General features: G+C 62.5%; 15 protein-coding genes. 9 read left to right on the top strand and 6 right to left on the bottom strand.

The genetic code is table 11. From position 1 onward, the window contains the following. Positions 1-37: 37 nt before the first annotated feature. From ABE422_RS00435 to ABE422_RS00415, 5 genes are all read right to left on the bottom strand, one after another. Entirely contained in the window at positions 38-1,126 is a 1,089-nt protein-coding gene (locus ABE422_RS00435) for a glycosyltransferase family 4 protein (RefSeq protein WP_346482217.1), read from the bottom strand. 72 nt (positions 1,127-1,198) lie between these two features. Beyond that, positions 1,199-2,623: a lipopolysaccharide biosynthesis protein gene (locus ABE422_RS00430; protein ID WP_346482216.1), complete on the bottom strand. Its 1,425-nt coding sequence runs from the start codon at positions 2,621-2,623 to the stop codon at positions 1,199-1,201. 163 nt (positions 2,624-2,786) lie between these two features. Continuing rightward, positions 2,787-4,997: a polysaccharide biosynthesis tyrosine autokinase gene (locus tag ABE422_RS00425; RefSeq protein WP_346482215.1), complete on the bottom strand. Its 2,211-nt coding sequence runs from the start codon at positions 4,995-4,997 to the stop codon at positions 2,787-2,789. A 48-nt stretch (positions 4,998-5,045) separates the two neighbouring features. Continuing rightward, positions 5,046-5,480, bottom strand: a complete 435-nt coding sequence (locus tag ABE422_RS00420; protein WP_346482214.1) for a low molecular weight protein-tyrosine-phosphatase — start codon at positions 5,478-5,480, stop codon at positions 5,046-5,048. 142 nt (positions 5,481-5,622) lie between these two features. After that, complete coding sequence (locus tag ABE422_RS00415) at positions 5,623-7,029, bottom strand: undecaprenyl-phosphate glucose phosphotransferase (protein ID WP_346482529.1); 1,407 nt, start codon at positions 7,027-7,029, stop codon at positions 5,623-5,625. Positions 7,030-7,416: 387 nt separating this feature from the next. Here ABE422_RS00415 and ABE422_RS00410 point away from each other — a divergent pair, with 387 nt between their 5' ends. From ABE422_RS00410 to ABE422_RS00380, 7 genes are read left to right on the top strand one after another with little or no spacing between them, the layout of a single operon-like run. Beyond that, on the top strand, positions 7,417-8,949 hold the full coding sequence (locus ABE422_RS00410) for an aldehyde dehydrogenase family protein (RefSeq protein WP_319623922.1): 1,533 nt from the start codon (positions 7,417-7,419) through the stop codon (positions 8,947-8,949). Further along, positions 8,949-9,734 (top strand): SDR family oxidoreductase, encoded by a 786-nt coding sequence (locus ABE422_RS00405; RefSeq protein WP_313218108.1) that lies wholly within the window; start codon positions 8,949-8,951, stop codon positions 9,732-9,734. The genes ABE422_RS00410 and ABE422_RS00405 overlap by 1 nt, the downstream gene beginning before the upstream one ends. A gap of 50 nt (positions 9,735-9,784) precedes the next feature. Further along, complete coding sequence (locus ABE422_RS00400) at positions 9,785-10,069, top strand: DUF4190 domain-containing protein (RefSeq protein WP_313212673.1); 285 nt, start codon at positions 9,785-9,787, stop codon at positions 10,067-10,069. A 7-nt stretch (positions 10,070-10,076) separates the two neighbouring features. Next, complete coding sequence (locus ABE422_RS00395) at positions 10,077-10,847, top strand: class I SAM-dependent methyltransferase (RefSeq protein WP_346482213.1); 771 nt, start codon at positions 10,077-10,079, stop codon at positions 10,845-10,847. Between the two features lie 9 nt (positions 10,848-10,856). Continuing rightward, positions 10,857-11,912, top strand: a complete 1,056-nt coding sequence (locus ABE422_RS00390) for a quinone-dependent dihydroorotate dehydrogenase (RefSeq protein WP_313218104.1) — start codon at positions 10,857-10,859, stop codon at positions 11,910-11,912. After that, positions 11,909-12,958 (top strand): UDP-N-acetylmuramate dehydrogenase, encoded by a 1,050-nt coding sequence (gene murB, locus ABE422_RS00385; RefSeq protein ID WP_102788374.1) that lies wholly within the window; start codon positions 11,909-11,911, stop codon positions 12,956-12,958. The genes ABE422_RS00390 and murB overlap by 4 nt, the downstream gene beginning before the upstream one ends. Before the next feature lie 32 nt (positions 12,959-12,990). After that, positions 12,991-13,878: a DMT family transporter gene (locus tag ABE422_RS00380; RefSeq protein ID WP_313219175.1), complete on the top strand. Its 888-nt coding sequence runs from the start codon at positions 12,991-12,993 to the stop codon at positions 13,876-13,878. 114 nt (positions 13,879-13,992) lie between these two features. Here ABE422_RS00380 and ABE422_RS00375 read toward each other — a convergent pair whose 3' ends face one another. Further along, positions 13,993-15,159: a nucleotide sugar dehydrogenase gene (locus ABE422_RS00375; protein WP_346482212.1), complete on the bottom strand. Its 1,167-nt coding sequence runs from the start codon at positions 15,157-15,159 to the stop codon at positions 13,993-13,995. 332 nt (positions 15,160-15,491) lie between these two features. Here ABE422_RS00375 and ABE422_RS00370 point away from each other — a divergent pair, with 332 nt between their 5' ends. Beyond that, positions 15,492-15,842 (top strand): helix-turn-helix transcriptional regulator, encoded by a 351-nt coding sequence (locus ABE422_RS00370; protein ID WP_313218099.1) that lies wholly within the window; start codon positions 15,492-15,494, stop codon positions 15,840-15,842. Next, the gene (locus tag ABE422_RS00365) at positions 15,839-17,146 is read left to right on the top strand and encodes a HipA domain-containing protein (protein ID WP_346463106.1); all 1,308 of its coding nucleotides are present in this window, start codon (positions 15,839-15,841) and stop codon (positions 17,144-17,146) included. Before ABE422_RS00370 ends, ABE422_RS00365 begins: the two co-directional genes overlap by 4 nt. Positions 17,147-17,255 lie beyond the last annotated feature (109 nt).

The raw sequence follows: 17,255 nt of genomic DNA, 5'->3' as shown, positions 1-17,255 counted from the left end.
ACCGAGAAGCTTGAATGGGAAACTGTGAGAGTGGCCGCTAGTAGCACAGCGAACTCCTTATCTGCGCCTTGTAGCTTTCAAGAGAGAAACAGGTGGAAAACTTACGACGCGCGTTGCTGGACAAGGCGTGGTACGCGGCACTACCGGGTGGGGAAGCAGCGACCAATACAGACAACAACGCTGGCTCGGATCCAGGATCGAACAGCGCTCCGTTCACCCCCTCGTCGACTATCTCTGGAAGCCCGCCGTGACGCGCTGCAATGACCGGGCGGCCGTACGACAACGCCTCGACTGCCACCCGACCAAATGGCTCGGGTTTGATCGAAGGCACTACGACATGGCTTGACCACAGAAAGTGGTCAGTGGGGTCGTCGCAGAAATCGATGAACTCGCACGTTACGTTGTTCGGCAAACGAGCTGCCAGAGAATGAAGATCATCAAGGAGGCCGAGCTGCGAAGAGATCGGCGATCCGACAATCCTGAGAGAAACCGCCCGCTCGCAGGCAAGCAGACTACGAAGGAGGAGATCCTGTCCTTTCCAGGCATTGATACGGCCTATCATCAGCAATCGTAGTTCGACGGACTCCGTGGATTCTGCAATGTCCGAAACAGGCTCAGAAACGCCGTTGTAAATAACGACGCCACGCATGCCCAACGCATCCATGGTGGCCCTAGAATTGTAGATGACGTCTGCTCGCGCAATCCTGATCAGCAGCTTGAAGAGCCAGCGCTCCTGAGCGCCCGGAATCTCACGCACATGCACGAAGCGACGAATGCGACTTCCAAGCAACGCGCAGGCGATCAAGGCCGAGGCACAGACCAGCGTATTTACGTACACCACGTCTGACCGAACGAATCGGCTTCTGAGCCTAAGGGCGGTTGTGATGGTGCGCACGAGGAAAGAGATTGGCTGCTTGAGAACATCACGCCGAAGGTAGCCGTACGGCTCGTAGCTGACAGGAATGCCGGCAGCCTCCATCAGTTCGGCTAGCGGCCCTTCCTCCGGAAGGATCACCAAGGCGTCGATAGTGCGCTCATCCTGGACCACCAAGGCCTCCATGGCAGACAAAAAGCTCCTGTCAGAACCGTAAAGCTCAGAACTCTGATGGACTCCCACGATTCTCATGACACTCTTGCCTCTGTCTGACGCATATTTCTGGTGCGAGACCAGAAGCGAGCCGCGCAGTGCGCCGATTCATTAAACATTGATTTTTCCGGCAAGAGCACCAACTCTCGCCCTCCATTTTCTAGAACACACTAGTATCAACATCAGATAGATGATCGAACCAAAAACTGCCCGCAGAGCCAACTCACCAATACCGTTGCAGGGACCCCATACCCTTTCTACCACGAGGAGCACGCCCGCCATCGCGCCTGCGGCAATGACCGCAGGCAAGGCAGCAACCAGCATGTCGAGAGCGCGCCCGCCAAGCGCATGCATACACGAAATCGCGACGGGTACACAGTTGATTACGTTCGCGACGAGGTAGAGCTTGGCCATGAGTACGACACCGTACGAGATGCCGACCCCGAACGCAGTTACCTGCAGTACCGCGCCCAGGACACCCAGCCACATCAGCCGAGACGTTTCCCGGGTTGCCATGAACACAACGCCTGTTGTGCTCATTACAGCCTGCAGCACGGCTGTCGGTGCAAACCAAGCGAGCAATTGAGATGTAAGTGTCCAATCACGCCCAAAGAACAATGAAATGAAGTCCGAACGTAATGCAAAAAGCCCGGCCATCATCGGCGCGACGATGAAAGTTACACCGGCCACAGCGGTGAGATATACGCGCAAACGCTCGCTAGGCCTGTTCTGCAGCCGTGAGAGCACAGGGAGAAGCGAACGCGCAGTCACCAAGGTTATGCTCTGAAGCGGAAAGAGCATAATCCTATAGGCCAACGAGTAGTTACCAAGGACTGCAGAAGAGTAGAACTTTCCGACGAGAATGCTGTCTGCATTGCGGGACACGTAGTTAACCAGATTGAATCCAAGAATTCCGGAACCAAAGCTGACCAAGCTGTGATAGCCATCGACCGCTTTCAGCGAGGGACGCCAGCCTGAGGCATGCCAAAGTTGCAACGACGACAGCGCACTGATAGTAATCACTTGGGCAACCAGACTCCAGGCACCCAGCCCTGCAAATGCCGAACCTGCACCAATTGCAGCCCCGGCAATATTGCTAGCTACCTCGATTCTCGCGATGGTACGAAACCGACCCGAGCGCTCCAACAGCGCCTGATGCACCGTTGATGAAGCTGCAAGCGGAAAACTGAGGCCGACAGCTACCAAGAGTCCAATGAGCTTGGGCAATGAGAAGAACGCCGAAACTACAGGCGAAGCCAGCGCCACAGCAGCCGCTACGAATGCACCAATGGATAGCGAGATTCTGAAGGCCGCATCCATGTCAGAGTTCAGTAGATCCCGTTTCTGGATAACGGCCGCGCCGACACCAACATCTCTGAACATCAGAGAGAAGTTAACTACGATTGTCACGATCGCCACCACTCCGTACTCGGACGGAGGGAGCAGGCGTGCAAGCGCGAACACGACAACAAACTGAGCGCACAGCTTTGAAAGCTGGGCGAGTGCCGTCCATTTAATATTATCGCTCAGGCGCATCGCAAAATATTCATTTCATCCACATTACGGCTTCGGGCACCGAGCTGGTGCCCCGTGCTCCAAAAGCTCGGCAAGGATGCCGGCAGCAGCAGTACAGAGTGAGCTGAACCACATCGGACTCATGCGAAGATTGAGCATCAAGCAGTACGCAGCAATGCCAAACTCAGTCAGCCGACTTGTATTCGTAGTATCCGTAGCTGTAATAGCCTGCGGCTCTACGTTGGACCGCATTAAAGATCGCGCCTTTTACTTTGACGCCGTTCTGCTCAAAGCGCTTCTTCGCCAAAGCAATCTCCTTTTGCTGATTTAGGCCGAAGCGAGCCACAAGCAGGGAAGTTCCTGCGTGATTTGCCAGGATCGCAGCATCGGTCACTGCCAGAATCGGCGGCGTGTCGACAATCACCAGATCGAAATCTTGCGAAGCCTGCTGCAGCAGAGCGGTCATGTTGGGATGCATGAGCAGCTCGGAAGGATTTGGCGGAATCTCTCCGCGTGCGATGTAGCTGAGATTCGGCAAAGAATCCAAGTTGCGTACTACATCGGACGTCGTCGCCGTTGCAGAGATCAGCTCAGAAAGGCCAGGTCGTTGATTGACGCCAAACGCTTTATGCAACGTGCCCTTTCTCATGTCGGCGTCGATGACCAGCACGCGTTGTCCTGCTTGCGCGATCACCGTAGCTAAGTTAGTCGATACGAACGTCTTACCCGCGTTAGGACTTGCGCCTGAGATCAGCACAATATTGTTCTTTGCCTCAAGTCGAGCGAAATGCAGACTCGTGCGTAGGCTGCGAATGGCTTCGATGGCCAGATCGGCAGGATCCTTCAAAGCGAGGACGTGAATCCTTCCATCCTGCTTGAACCTGCCGCGTACGGAGTCCGTCTCCTGACTCACGCTGGCTGGAATGGACGCATAAACGGGTAGCCCGAGCTCCTCGATCAGTGCCGGATCTTCTATACCGCGACTCAACATGTGCCGCAGCATCACGGCCATCACAGCTAGCAGAAGACCTGCCAGCGCCCCAATCAGCACGATGATCTTCTTCTTTGGCTTGACTGGTGTGCTGTCATCAACTTTCGCGCTGTCAACGATCCTCACGTTGCCGACGGTACCTGCACGCGCGACGTCGAGCTGCTGGGCTTGGCTGAGCATCACCGTGTACATCTCATTGGCGACTGTCAGATCGCGCGTGAGGCGGAGCAGCTCCTGCTGTGCTTTGGGCAATTGCTTGACCTCGCCTTGAAAGCCGTTCTTCCTGGCCTCCATTCCGGAAATCTGCTTCAACAACGCCTGATATGCCGGATGATCGCGGGTGAACTTGCGGTCCATCTCCGCTTGTTGAAGTCGCAACTGCTGAATACTGGTTTCTACAGCTACGCCTTGGTCGAGTAAGCCCTTAGTCTGAAGCGACAGATCAACCGAGTTTTCCTTCATCTGAAAGTCGCTGAGCGCCTTCTGAGAGGCGTCCGCCTGCATCCTTATGCCTGGCAGCTGCTCCTTGACGAAGGTCAACTGCGCGGAGGCCTCCGCGGAGTTCCTATCGACGTTCTGACGAACGTATGCAAGCGCGACTTGGTGAAGAAAATCTTCTGCCAATTTCGGGCTACTGTCCTCAAAAAACAGCGCCAAGATACCTGAGTCCTTGCCCACTTCGGCAATGCCAATTCGGTCCTGAAGCTCATTCACTACAGCGAGCTCACGGCGCTTCATTACGTTGAAACGCGTACCCTCATTGGCCGCCAGCTCGGAGACTTCGATAAGAACCCCCGACCGGGTCGACGTCTCGCCTACCTTGCCATCAACAAGCACGTCGCCATTGGGGTCCAGCAACTTGTAGCCCCCATTCGCGGCAGCGATCAGGGTGAGGTCTTCGTCGATCAATGCACGGGGCACCTGCAGACGATCGACTGTTAGGCGTTCACCCCCCCAAGCAAAGCTGTTGAGCCCGAACATCGGGGCCGCTACCGTCTCTGAATACTGAGCGTCAGCACGTCGCGCGAGGAACCCACCGATGATTGGCAAGCGACGAGGCCGGATCTCCGTATCCATATGAAGTGCTTTCACTGCACTACCTATGACCGCCCTCGATTTGATCAGCGCGATCTCCGTAGTTGCCTCACCTGATCCTGAGCCCAACCCCAACGACTGACTCAAGTCGGTGAGTCCGGGAATGGACGGCATCTTGGACTCAACCTGCACGATTGCGTCCGCGCGATAAACAGGCGGAGTAAGAACTGCATACGCTGCTGCTAGCGCAAAGAACAGCGCAGTAGTACCGACGATCCACCAACGGTGATCAAGCAGCGTCCCGAGAAACTGACGCAGATCAATTTCGTCCGAGCCTTCTTCGCTATTAAGTCGGGTAATGTTTTTCATTTTGCCTTGCCACATCAAAGTGAGTTTCAGGATCTGCGGAAATTGAGATCAAAGATGACGCGACCAGCTTTCCACGCCTTCAGCCATTAATCTGTAGACATGTTCGAACGCCGGACGTTGCTGGCGATACGGATCAGGAATCTCGCGGTCCTGCTGCCATTTACCCAGAAGGAAGGTCTTGCCGGATGCCTCCGGCGCGATCTCGGCAATGCGCCGCACGTGCTTGCGCTCCATCGTCAGCACCAGGTCAGCCTGCCCAAGGATGCCGCCGCTGATCTGCCGGCCGCGGTGCCCCGCGCCGTCAAGCCCGTGCTCCAGCAGCAACGCCTGCGCGGTGGGATCCACGCCGTGATCCACCAACGCACCCAGACCTGCCGAGGAAACCTGGATGCCCTTCCCTGCCACCAGCTGACGCAGCATCACTTCAGCTGACGGACTCCGACAGATGTTTCCAACACACACGAAGAGAATATTTTTGAACACAACGCGATCCTGTAACCAGCCGTGCACACAACGCTGTCCGTGGGGACGTCAGCGGCGGCACAGGGTACCGCACGAAATTCCATTGCGCGCGGCATTTGAAGATTATTTCATTGATTTACATCGCAAATTTGACTGCCGACGGTCAGTAGGCGGTCCTCTGCCCCAACACCTTCAACACCGTAAGCGCAATGATCCGCACATCCAGCAACGGACTCCATCGCCGGATGTAGTCGATGTCGTACTGCACGCGCTTTTTCATCTGCCGCAACTGGGGCGTCTCCCCTCGAAGCCCGTGGACCTGAGCCCAGCCAGTGATGCCGGGCTTGACGTAGTGACGATGCATGTAACGTTCGATCAGCCGCTCGTATTGATTGTTGTGTTGGACCGCATGCGGCCTCGGCCCAACTACCGACATGCTTCCACCCAACACATTGAAGAACTGCGGCAGCTCATCGAGGCTGCTACGACGCAGAAACGCACCGAACCGGGTGACCCGCGGATCGTTGCGAATAGCCTGCGTCACCTTGTCAGGCGCTTCGGCATGCACGCGCATCGACCGGAACTTGAGCATCCAGAATTCCTTGCCATCCAGCCCATGGCGCCTCTGCCGGAACAGTATCGGCCCAGGCGAACTCAGCTTGACCCCAAGGGCCAGGACGCCCAACAGCGGCGACAGCAGGACGACGGCAATGCCAGCGACCAGAAAGTCCTCAACACGCTTGATGATGAGGAAACGCGGCTCCACCACACCTTGGCGCACACCGATCATCGGCACGTTGCCGACCTGATGCACGCCTGGATTGAGCGCCCCCAAGCCAGTGATATCCGGCACGAGCCGCACCTGCACGGGATAGCGCTCCAGCAAACGCAGTACGCCTTTCAACCGCGCACGGCCACCCAGCGGAAGCGACACCCAGATCTGCTCGATCTGGCCGCGATGCGCGTCGAGATAGGCCTCGAGACCATCGAGATCACCCAAATATTTTGGCGCATCCGCCCCCTCTCTACGCAGTGCAATGTCGTCCGGGCCGGCGAAGTAGCCGATCACCTCTTTGCCGATGTCCGGCCGACTGCGCAGCAATCGATGCACCTTCAACGCCGGTGCACGCAGGCCAACCAGAAGCACACGCTGGCGATCCAGCCCGCGCTCACGCAAGCGGTGCAGCCGCAAGCGAATGCCAAAACGGGTGGCACTCATGGCAACGAGGGCCAACGAGTACCAGCCGACCAGCCATGAAGCGGGCACCGTGTCTGCCATATCGATCAGGACCGCGTACATGGAGAACAGAGCGAATACACCCGTCCAGCCAAGGAACAGAGTCCACAAATCGGCGAGGAGGCCGCGGTTACGCCAATCGCGGTAGACCGGCGCCACGCCGAAGCAGACGAGGGCACATAGCAGCACTGCGCCGAACACCACCCGCTGCGGATGCGTAGGCACCAGCCAGCCGTAAGTGACGATATGGGTCAACGCCGCGGCGCCTGGCACCAACAGCAAATCTCCCACTCGCAGCCACACATCGAGTGCAGCCCGAGCCTCGGCAGTCACACGCTGGCGTCCACGCCGCGCGGGCAACTCTTCTACGGATCCATGTAGCAAAGGCAATTTCTCCATCAGGGATGACCGCCGGGACGTCCTCCCGTTCCAGCCTGTGCAACCGACCTCCCCGTCGTTTCACAAGACCTTGAGCGAATGTCTGGTCACTAAACCGGCGCCAATCTTACAGACTTCTCACAAAGATGACCGTCCGGCAACCTGAACTTATTCACTCTCCCATTAAAATCAATGACATAAGGTCCATTGTCGCCCGTACGCTTGCGCGTCAAAGTCCCGGCAGGTCCGATTGCTGGCTCTGTTACCATTCAATGTTCAGCTTGCCGCCCCCCACCCTGCCAGCGGCCAGCGCCTTACAAACGCAACGCAACAGGAGTTTGCATGTCCTCTGACCTGCTCAAGGCCCTCGGCCTCGACGCGACCAACGCTGGCACCTACCTTGGCAACGGCGAGTGGTCCTCGGCCACCGATGCCGGTGTGATCACCCCGGTGAACCCGACCACCGGCGAAGCCATCGCCAAGGTCTACGCGACCACCGACGCCGACTACGAAACCATCGTCGCCCGCGCCCAGGAGGCCTTCAAGGTCTGGCGCACCACCCCGGCCCCGCGCCGTGGCGAAGCCGTGCGCCTGTGTGGCGAAGCCCTGCGCGCCAACAAGGACGCCCTGGGCTCCCTGGTCGCGCTGGAAATGGGCAAGAGCAAGCCCGAGGGCGATGGCGAAGTGCAGGAGATGATCGACATCGCCGATTTCGCCGTGGGCCAGAGCCGCATGCTCTATGGCTACACCATGCATTCCGAGCGCCCGGGCCACCGCATGTATGAGCAGTACCAGCCGCTGGGCCTGGTCGGCATCATCAGTGCGTTCAACTTCCCGGTCGCGGTGTGGGCCTGGAACTCGTTCCTGGCCACGATCTGCGGCGACATCTGCCTGTGGAAGCCGTCCAACAAGACGCCGCTGACCGCGATCGCCTCCATGCGCATCTGCAATGAGGCGCTGCGCGACGGTGGCTTCCCGGACCTGTTCTTCCTGATCAACGATGCCGGCACCGAACTGTCGCAGAAGATGGTGGCCGACAAGCGCGTGCCGCTGATCAGCTTCACCGGCTCCACCCAGGTGGGCCGCCAGGTCGCCGAAAAGGTCGCCCACCGCCTGGGTCGCTGCCTGCTGGAGCTGGGCGGCAACAACGCCATCATCCTGGACGAAACCGCCGATCTGAAGCTGGCGATCCCGGGCATCGTGTTCGGCGCGGTCGGCACCGCCGGCCAGCGCTGCACCACCACGCGCCGGCTGATCGTGCACGAATCCATCCATGACGACGTGCTGGCCACGCTGATCAAGGCGTACAAGCAGGTGGAAGGCAAGATCGGCGATCCGACCGACCCGGCCAACCTGATGGGCCCGCTCAACAGCGACGGCGCCGTGCAGCAGTTCCTGGCCTCGATCGAGAAGGCCAAGGCCAGCGGCGGCACCGTGCAGACCGGCGGTACCCGCATCGACCGCGCCGGCAACTTCGTGCTGCCGGCCATCGTGACCGGCCTGAAGAACAGCGACGAGGTCGTCCAGCACGAGACCTTCGCCCCGATCCTGTACGTGATGAAGTACAGCACGCTGGACGAGGCGATCGACATGCAGAACGGCGTGCCGCAGGGCCTGTCTTCCTCGATCTTCACCACCAACCTGAAAACCGCCGAGCGCTTCCTGTCGGCAGCCGGTTCGGATTGCGGCATCGCCAACGTCAACATCGGCACCTCGGGTGCGGAGATCGGCGGTGCGTTCGGCGGCGAGAAGGACACTGGCGGTGGCCGTGAGTCCGGCTCGGATGCCTGGAAGGTCTACATGCGCCGCCAGACCAACACCATCAACTACTCCGACTCGCTGCCGCTGGCCCAGGGCATCAAGTTCGACCTGTGATGGATCCCGTGCCCCACCTGCCGGCCGGCCCGCGCCTGGAGTTCACCGGGCGCCGGGTGCTGATTGCCGGTGGCAGCAAGGGCATCGGGCGCGCCATGGCGCTGGCGTTTGCTTCGGCAGGCGCCCGCGTCTCGGTCTGCGCACGCGGTGAGGCCGGTCTGGCCGCGCTGCGTGAGGATGCCGGGGCGCTCGGCTTGGCCGTGCATACGGTCAGTGCCGACCTCTCCCGGCTGGACGACATCGGCCGTTGGCTGGCCGATGCTGCGCAGGCCTTGGGCGGCATCGACGTGCTGGTCAACAACGCGACCGGTTATGGCATGGCCGACGATGAGGCGGGCTGGGAGGCCAGCTTGAACGTCGACCTGATGTCGGCGGTGCGTGCCTCGCGGCTGGCGCTGCCCTGGCTGCAACAGTCCAGCGATGCCTGCATTCTCAACCTGGCTTCGATCGCCGCCCAGCAGCCGCGCCCGGGTGGCGCACCGTATGCGGCGGCCAAGGCCGCGCTGATGCATTACACCACCTCGCAGGCCCTGGCCCTTGCGCCGCAACGAATCCGCGTCAACGCCATCGCCCCCGGCTCGATCGAGTTCGAGGACGGGCTGTGGGCGCGCCGGCGCGAACAGGACCCGGCGCTGTATCGAAACACCCTGGCGAAGATTCCGTTTGGCCGCTTCGGCGAGCCGGCGGCCGTCGCCAACGCCGCGCTGTTCCTGTGCTCGCCACTGGCGGGCTGGATCACCGGGCACACCTTGAATGTCGATGGTGGCCAGGTCCTGATGGGATAAACCCGCCGCTGGCCCTATCATCGAACCACCCCACCGCGACCAGGACCTGCATGAGCCTTCCGCCCCGACAAACCAGCGCCATGGCCGTGGTCAGCCTGATCATGGGCATCCTCGGCTGGACCGCCCTGCCCTTCATCGGCAGCGTCGCGGCGATCATCACCGGCCACCTGGCCCGCGCCGAGATCCGCCGCCGCCCACTGGAGCTGGAAGGCGACGGCATGGCCTTGGCCGGCCTGATCCTGGGCTGGATCATCGTGATCGGCAGTCTGCTTGCCCTGGTGGTGGTGCTGTTGTTCTTCGGCGGACTGGCCTGGTTTGCCGCTACCCAATCGTGAGGTGCACATGAGCCGCTCGGATTCGACCGAACGCTTCAGCAGTCGGGTGGCCGACTACGTCCGCTACCGTCCCGACTATCCCCCGGCATTGCTGGATTGGCTGCACCAGGACATCGGTGTACCCACCGAGACCCTGGTCGCCGACATCGGCGCCGGCACCGGCATTTCCACCCGGCTGTTCCTGGCCGCTGGCCACCCGGTCATCGCGGTGGAGCCGAACGCGGCCATGCGCGAGGCGGCCGAGCAGCTGCTGGCGCCGGACTATCTGCGCCTGAAGGTCGCCGACGGCACCGCCGAGGCCACCGGCCTGGCCGACAACAGCGTGGGCCTGGTCGCCGCCGCGCAGGCCTTCCACTGGTTTGACACCACCGCGGTGCGCCGCGAATGGGCGCGCATCCTGCAGCCCGAAGGCATGGCGCTGGTGTTCTGGAACTCGCGCCTGCTCGATGCCTCGCCGTTCCTGATCGGCTACGAACAGTTGCTGCTGGAGTTCGGCACCGACTACACCGAGGTGGCCGAGCGCTACCAGGACGATGACACCATGCGCGCGTGGTTCGGCGAAGGCCTGCGCGGCATGGCCCGCCTGCCGAACGTGCAGCGCATGGACTACGACGGCCTGCGCGGGCGCCTGTTGTCCTCTTCCTATGCACCGCAGGCCGGCCACCCGCGCCACGCGGCGATGCTCGATGCACTGCAACAGCTGTTCGACGCCCATGCGGTGGACGGCCAGATTGCCTTTGAATACCAAACCCGTGCCTTTGTCGGCACGCTGGACTGATTGAACGCCATGTACTCGCTTGCCCGCCCCTTCCTGTTCGCCCTTGATGCAGAACGCGCCCACGGCCTTGGCCTGAGCGCGCTGGACCTGGCCTATCGCACCGGCACCACGCCGCTGATGGGCCGCCGCATCGACCCGCTGCCGACCACCGCGTTCGGATTGAGTTTCCCGAATCCGGTGGGCCTGGCCGCCGGCCTGGACAAGAACGGCGAGCACATCGATGCGCTGCTGGCCCTGGGCTTCGGCTTCGTGGAGATCGGCACGATCACCCCGCGCCCGCAGGCGGGCAACCCGAAGCCGCGGCTGTTCCGGCTGCCGGACCACCAGGCCATCATCAATCGCATGGGCTTCAACAACCTGGGCGTGGATGCACTGGTCCGCAATGTCGAGCGCGCCAAGCGCCGCACCGGCCTGCTCGGCATCAACATCGGCAAGAACAAGGACACCCCCAACGAGCAGGCGTTCGACGATTACCAGCACTGCCTGCAGAAGGTGTATCCGCTGGCCGACTACATCACCGTGAACATCTCCTCGCCGAACACCGCCGGCCTGCGCGAGCTGCAGGAAGAGACCGCGCTGCGCCAGCTGATTTCGCAGCTGCGCGAAAGCCAGGAAAGCCTGGCCGCCCAGCACGGCAGGCGCGTGCCGATGCTGGTCAAGGTGGCCCCGGACCTGAGCGACCGCGACATCGATGCCGCCGCGCGCGTGCTCGGTGAGCTCAAGGTGGACGGCGTGATCGCCACCAACACCACCATCGACCGCAGTGCGGTGGCCGGTGACCCGCGGGCGAACGAAGCCGGCGGCCTGTCCGGTGCGCCACTGCTGGGCCAGTCGACCCTGGTGCTGCGCCGCCTGCGTGCACGCCTGCCCGAGTCGATGCCGTTGATCGGCGTGGGCGGCATTCAATCCGGCGCGGATGCGGTGGCCAAGATGGCGGCCGGCGCCGCACTGGTGCAGTGCTACAGCGGCCTGATCTTCCGTGGCCCGGAGCTGGTGCATGACTGCGTGGAGGCGATCCGCCGCCGCAGAGAGGCGCCCAGCCGCGGCGCGGTGGCACCACTGTGAACGACGCCATGACTGCCTGGGCCATCACTGAAAACGCCTCGCTGAAGGCGCTCAACACCTTCCACGTCGACGCCACGGCAGCGCAGCTGCTGGAGGTGTTCGATCCCTCCGTATTGCCGGAGGTGCTGGCCCTGCCACGCGTCGCAGAGCAGCCGCTGCTGGTGCTGGGCAGCGGCAGCAATGTGCTGATCGCCGACAACGTGGAAGGCACCGTGCTGGTGTTCGCCAACCGCGGCATCGAGATCCTGGAGCACCGCGCCGACCACACCATCGTGCGCGCCGGTGCCGGCGTGAACTGGCATGGGCTGGTGATGTGGTCGCTGCAGAACGGCCTGTCCGGCCTGGAGAACCTGGCCCTGATCCCGGGCACCGCCGGCGCCTCACCAATCCAGAACATCGGCGCCTATGGCGCGCAGGTCGGCGAGTTCATCCAGGCCGTGGATGCCTGGGACCGACACGAAAACGACTGGGTGCGCTTCGATGCGGAAGGCTGCCAGTTCGCCTACCGCGACAGCATCTTCAAGCACGACCCGGACCGTTACCTGATCACCGCGATCGAACTGCGGCTGCCGCTGCTGCATGGCCTGCGCCTGGGCTATGCCGGGATCGCCGAAGAAATGGAGGCGATGGGCGTTGAACTGCCGGTGGCCGCCGATGTGGCCAACGCGGTGATCAACATCCGCCGCCGCAAGCTGCCCGATCCGGACGTGCTCGGCAATGCGGGCAGCTTCTTCAAGAACCCGATCCTGCCACTGGAACAGGTGGAGGTGCTGCTGCAGCACTTCCCCGAGCTGCCGGTGTTCCCGGCCGACGACGACAGCCGCCGCAAGATCTCCGCTGCCTGGATGATCGAAAGCTGCGGCTGGAAGGGCTATCGCGATGGCGATGCCGGCGTGGCGCCAAGCCATGCGCTGGTACTGGTCAACCATGGCCAGGCCACCGGTGAAGAACTGCTCGCGCTGGCGCGGCGGATCTCCGCCTCGGTCCTGGAGAAGTTCGGCGTGCCGATCGAACCGGAGCCCAGGCTGATCGGCGCACAGTGGTGAACCCCGCCCCCGCGTTACCGGTGGCCACGCCGTTGCGGGCCGCCTTGCTGATGCTCGGCAGTACCTTGGCCTTCGGCCTGATGGCGATTGCGATCCGCTACGCCACCCGGTACGTGCCGACCCAGGAAGTTGCGTTCTTCCGCAACGCCTTCGGCCTGCTGGCGCTGCTGCCGATGCTGATCCGTCCCGGCAGTGCACCGCTGAAGACGCAGCAGCTGCCGCGCTACTTCCTGCGCAGTGCGATCGGGCTGGCCTCGATGCTGTGCGCGTTCTGGGCGATCGGGCATCTGCCGATCTCCCAGGCGATCTCGCTCTCCTACTCCACGCCGCTGTTCGTCACCATCGCTGCCGTGTTGTGGCTGGGCGAAACCGTGCGCATGCGCCGCTGGGCGGCGGTGATCATCGGCTTCATCGGCGTGCTGATCATCGTGCGTCCGGGCTCGACCAGCTTCACCCCCGGCACCCTGGTCGCCGTGGGCGCCGCAGTGCTGAGTTCGCTGGTGGCGATCCAGATCAAGCAGCTCACCCGCGTGGACAGTGCCGATACGGTGGTGTTCTACACCTATGTGTTCTGGGTGCCGCTGTCGCTGGTGCCCGCGCTGTTCGTATGGGTCTGGCCGACCGGCCTGGCGTGGGTCTGGCTGGTCGCGACCGGCGTGCTCGGCACGCTGGGCCAGCTGCTGTGGACCCGTGCGCTGCGCCTGGGCGAGGTCTCCGCATTGACCCCGATCAGCTTCATGCAGCTGCCGCTGGTGAGCCTGTTGGGCTGGCTGCTGTTCAATGAGGCGCTGGACCGCTGGACCGTGATCGGCGCCGGCATCATCCTCGGCGCCAACGCCTACATCGCCCACCGCGAAGCGACGCTGGCACGGCGGGCGAAATCACAGGCAGTCACAGCGGCCGCCAAGCCGGGGGAATAGCCCCCGCATGGGGTGATGCGGGGCCCGGAGCAGTCGGCCACGCACGGCGTGGCCCTACCGCGACAAACGGTCGCCTGCGGGTAGATCCACGCCATGCGTGGATGCTCTCCAGGCTCAATCCGAACCGAACAGATCCCGCGTGTACACCTTGTCCGCCACGCCCTCCAGCTCCGGCGTCAGCCGGTTGGCGACGATGATGTCCGCCTCGGCAAGGAACGCCGCGAAATCGTTCACCACGCGGGAGCGATAGAACGTTGGCTCGGTGAGCACCGGCTCGTGGACGATGACCTCGATGCCCTTTGCCTTGACCCGCTTCATCACGCCCTGCACCGCCGAGGCGCGGAAGTTGTCCGAGCCGGCCTTCATCACCAGCCGGTAGATGCCCACCACCTTCGGATTGCGGGCCACGATGTCATCGGCGATGAAATCCTTGCGCGTGCGGTTGGACTCGACGATGGCGTGGATCAGGTTCTGCGGCACCTTGCTGTAGTTCGCCAGCAACTGCTTCGTATCCTTGGGCAGGCAGTAGCCGCCGTAGCCGAAGGACGGGTTGTTGTAATGACCGCCGATGCGCGGATCCAGGCTGACGCCCTCGATCATCTGGCGCGTATCCAGCCCGTGCGAACTGGCGTAGGTATCCAGTTCGTTGAAGTAGGCCACCCGCATTGCCAGGTAGGTGTTGGAGAACAGCTTGATCGCCTCCGCCTCGGTCGCGTCGGTGAACAGCACCGGCACGTCCTTCTTGATCGCGCCTTCCTTCAGCAGTTCGGCGAATACCGCGGCGCGCTCGGAGCGCTCGCCGACGATGATCCGGCTCGGGTGCAGGTTGTCATGCAGCGCGCGGCCTTCGCGGAGGAACTCCGGCGAGAACAGGATGGCGTCGGTGTTGAACTTGGCCCGCAACGCGGCCGTGCAGCCGACCGGCACGGTCGACTTGATGACGATGACGGCAGACGGATGGATCCGCAGCACATCGCCGATCACCGCCTCCACGGAGCCGGTGTTGAAGTAATTCGATTTGGGATCGTAATCCGTCGGCGTGGCGACGATGACGAAATCTGCGCCCTCATAGGCCTGCGCCGGATCCAGCGTCGCGGTGAGATTCAGCGCGCGGTTGGCGAGGAAGTCTTCGATCTCGACATCTTCGATGGGCGACTGGCGGGCATTGATCATCGCCACTTTGGCCGGATCGATGTCCAGCGCCACCACCTCGTGATGCTGTGCGAGCAGCACCGCGTTGGACAGGCCCACGTACCCGGTACCGGCGACGGCAATCTTCATTCAAGGTCCTTTTTTTACAGCGTCCAGAGTGAACTGCGAATTTTAGCAAACGCCGTGCACTGAACGCCGGCGCAGGTGGGCGGCATTTCGACCCGATTCCTGTGATTGCCGCTGCCTGGCCGGTGCCCATCGTGCGAGCTCCGGGTTTCGGGGTCCCAATGGCCTTCGTGAACATAGGTTTCTTTACATGTCATTTGTGGCGCTTTATATGCATTTAGGCCATTAAAACGCCATCTTTGACGCTTTATATCAATCTAATGTAAATGACACAAAGCGTCATTCTTGACGCCGCATCCAAATAGCGGATGATAAAGCGTCAAGAGGGCCACTTTATGACGATCACACATCTGATGACCGACGAGGCTGTCCTGGTGGAGCTCGGGCACCGCCTTGCCCGCATGCGCCTGTCGCAGGGCATCACCCAGGAACAGCTCGCTGATGCGGCCGGCGTCTCCAAGCGCACCGTACAGCGGCTCGAAGACGGCACGCCCGCCCAGCTGGCCAACCTGATCCGTTGCCTGCGGGCCCTCGGCAGGCTGGATGCGCTGGACGTGATGCTGCCCAGCGACGGCCCCAATCCGCTCGATCTGCTGAAGCGCCGCGGCCACCCGCGCCAGCGCGCGCGACCGGGGGCGGCCGCGGCGGCACCGGCCAAGCCGTGGACCTGGGGCGATGAGCAATGAGCACCACGGCCGAGGTGCGCCTGTGGGGCAGCCGGATCGGCGCGGTAACGCTGGCCGACGGCGAGCGGATCGCACAATTTGCCTACGACCCGGCCTTCGCACGTTCCAGCATTGAGGTCGCCCCATTGACCATGCCGCTCGCGGCGGATCGGATCTACGGTTTCCCCTCCCTCAACCCTTCCGGCTTCCATGGCTTGCCCGGCCTGCTCGCCGACGCCCTGCCGGACAAGTACGGCAATACCCTGATCAATGCGTGGCTGGCGACCCAGGGCCGCACGCCGGACAGCTTCAATGCGGTGGAGCGGCTCTGCTATACCGGCACGCGCGGCATGGGGGCGCTGGAATTCTCGCCTGTGCATGGGCCGCGCGTCCGCACGGCACACAAGATCCAGATCGATGCCCTGGTCGCGCTGGCCACCGAGGTCCTGAGCAACCGCGACAACCTGCGTGCCTCGTTCGGCGATGAAGAACGCGCCGATGCGCTGCGCGATATTCTGCGCGTGGGCACCTCGGCCGGTGGCGCACGGGCCAAGGCCGTCATCGCCTGGAACGAAGGCACCGGCGAGGTCCGATCGGGCCAGGCCGCGGCGGCGCCAGGCTTCAGCTACTGGCTGCTCAAGTTCGATGGCGTGCAGAACAACCGCGACAAGGAACTGGCGGACCCCAAGGGCTACGGCGTGGTCGAGTACGCGTACGCGCTGATGGCGCGTGATGCGGGCATCCAGATCAGCGAGTGCCGGCTGCTCGAGGAAGGCGGCCGCCGCCACTTCATGACCCAACGCTTCGACCGCACCGATGCAGGGGGCAAGCGCCATATGCAGTCGTTGGCGGCGATGGCCCACTTCGACTTCAATGATCCCACTGCCTACTCCTACGAGCAGGCCTTGCTGGTCATGCGTCAGTTGCGCCTGCCCATGGCGCAGCTGGAGGAACAGTTCCGGCGGATGGTGTTCAACGTGATCGCGCGCAACCAGGACGACCACGTCAAGAACATCGCCTACCTGATGGACCGGCAGGGCCAATGGTCGCTGTCCCCGGCGTTCGACATCACCTGGGCGTACAACCCGGACGGCGACTGGACGGCCCGGCACCAGATGTCGATCAACGGCAAGCGCGAGGGGTTCGACGTGGCCGACCTGGCCGCATGCGCCGCCACCGCCTCGATCAATGCCCGCCGCGCCCGGGACATCATTGAGCAGGTCCGGCAAAGCGTGCTGCGCTGGCCGCACTTTGCCGACGAGGCCGGCGTCGCCGGGGTCTGGCGCGATCAGATCCGCGGCAGCCTGCGCACGGACATTCGCTGACGCGCGCGAGCCGATCGCAAATCCACTCACCTGATGCCGCGTTCGATATTGCGACGCGTCATGTAAACGGTTACAGCCCCTGCTAGCGTGACCTCTACCCCGCCGTCGG

Origin of the sequence: Stenotrophomonas sp. TWI1151, assembly GCF_039673135.1 — a bacterium.
GTDB lineage: Bacteria > Pseudomonadota > Gammaproteobacteria > Xanthomonadales > Xanthomonadaceae > Stenotrophomonas.
This window is presented reverse-complemented; position numbering and strand designations above follow the sequence as displayed.

What these genes read in the sequence shown, in the direction of transcription:
- ABE422_RS00370 (WP_313218099.1), top strand. Translation starts at nt 15,492, where the DNA reads ATGACGATCACACATCTGATGACCGACGAGGCTGTCCTGGTGGAGCTC.
- ABE422_RS00405 (WP_313218108.1), top strand. Translation starts at nt 8,949, where the DNA reads ATGGATCCCGTGCCCCACCTGCCGGCCGGCCCGCGCCTGGAGTTCACC.
- ABE422_RS00375 (WP_346482212.1), bottom strand. Translation starts at nt 15,159, where the DNA reads ATGAAGATTGCCGTCGCCGGTACCGGGTACGTGGGCCTGTCCAACGCG.
- ABE422_RS00425 (WP_346482215.1), bottom strand. Translation starts at nt 4,997, where the DNA reads ATGAAAAACATTACCCGACTTAATAGCGAAGAAGGCTCGGACGAAATT.
- ABE422_RS00430 (WP_346482216.1), bottom strand. Translation starts at nt 2,623, where the DNA reads ATGCGCCTGAGCGATAATATTAAATGGACGGCACTCGCCCAGCTTTCA.
- ABE422_RS00435 (WP_346482217.1), bottom strand. Translation starts at nt 1,126, where the DNA reads ATGAGAATCGTGGGAGTCCATCAGAGTTCTGAGCTTTACGGTTCTGAC.
- ABE422_RS00395 (WP_346482213.1), top strand. Translation starts at nt 10,077, where the DNA reads ATGAGCCGCTCGGATTCGACCGAACGCTTCAGCAGTCGGGTGGCCGAC.
- ABE422_RS00400 (WP_313212673.1), top strand. Translation starts at nt 9,785, where the DNA reads ATGAGCCTTCCGCCCCGACAAACCAGCGCCATGGCCGTGGTCAGCCTG.
- ABE422_RS00365 (WP_346463106.1), top strand. Translation starts at nt 15,839, where the DNA reads ATGAGCACCACGGCCGAGGTGCGCCTGTGGGGCAGCCGGATCGGCGCG.
- ABE422_RS00410 (WP_319623922.1), top strand. Translation starts at nt 7,417, where the DNA reads ATGTCCTCTGACCTGCTCAAGGCCCTCGGCCTCGACGCGACCAACGCT.
- ABE422_RS00390 (WP_313218104.1), top strand. Translation starts at nt 10,857, where the DNA reads ATGTACTCGCTTGCCCGCCCCTTCCTGTTCGCCCTTGATGCAGAACGC.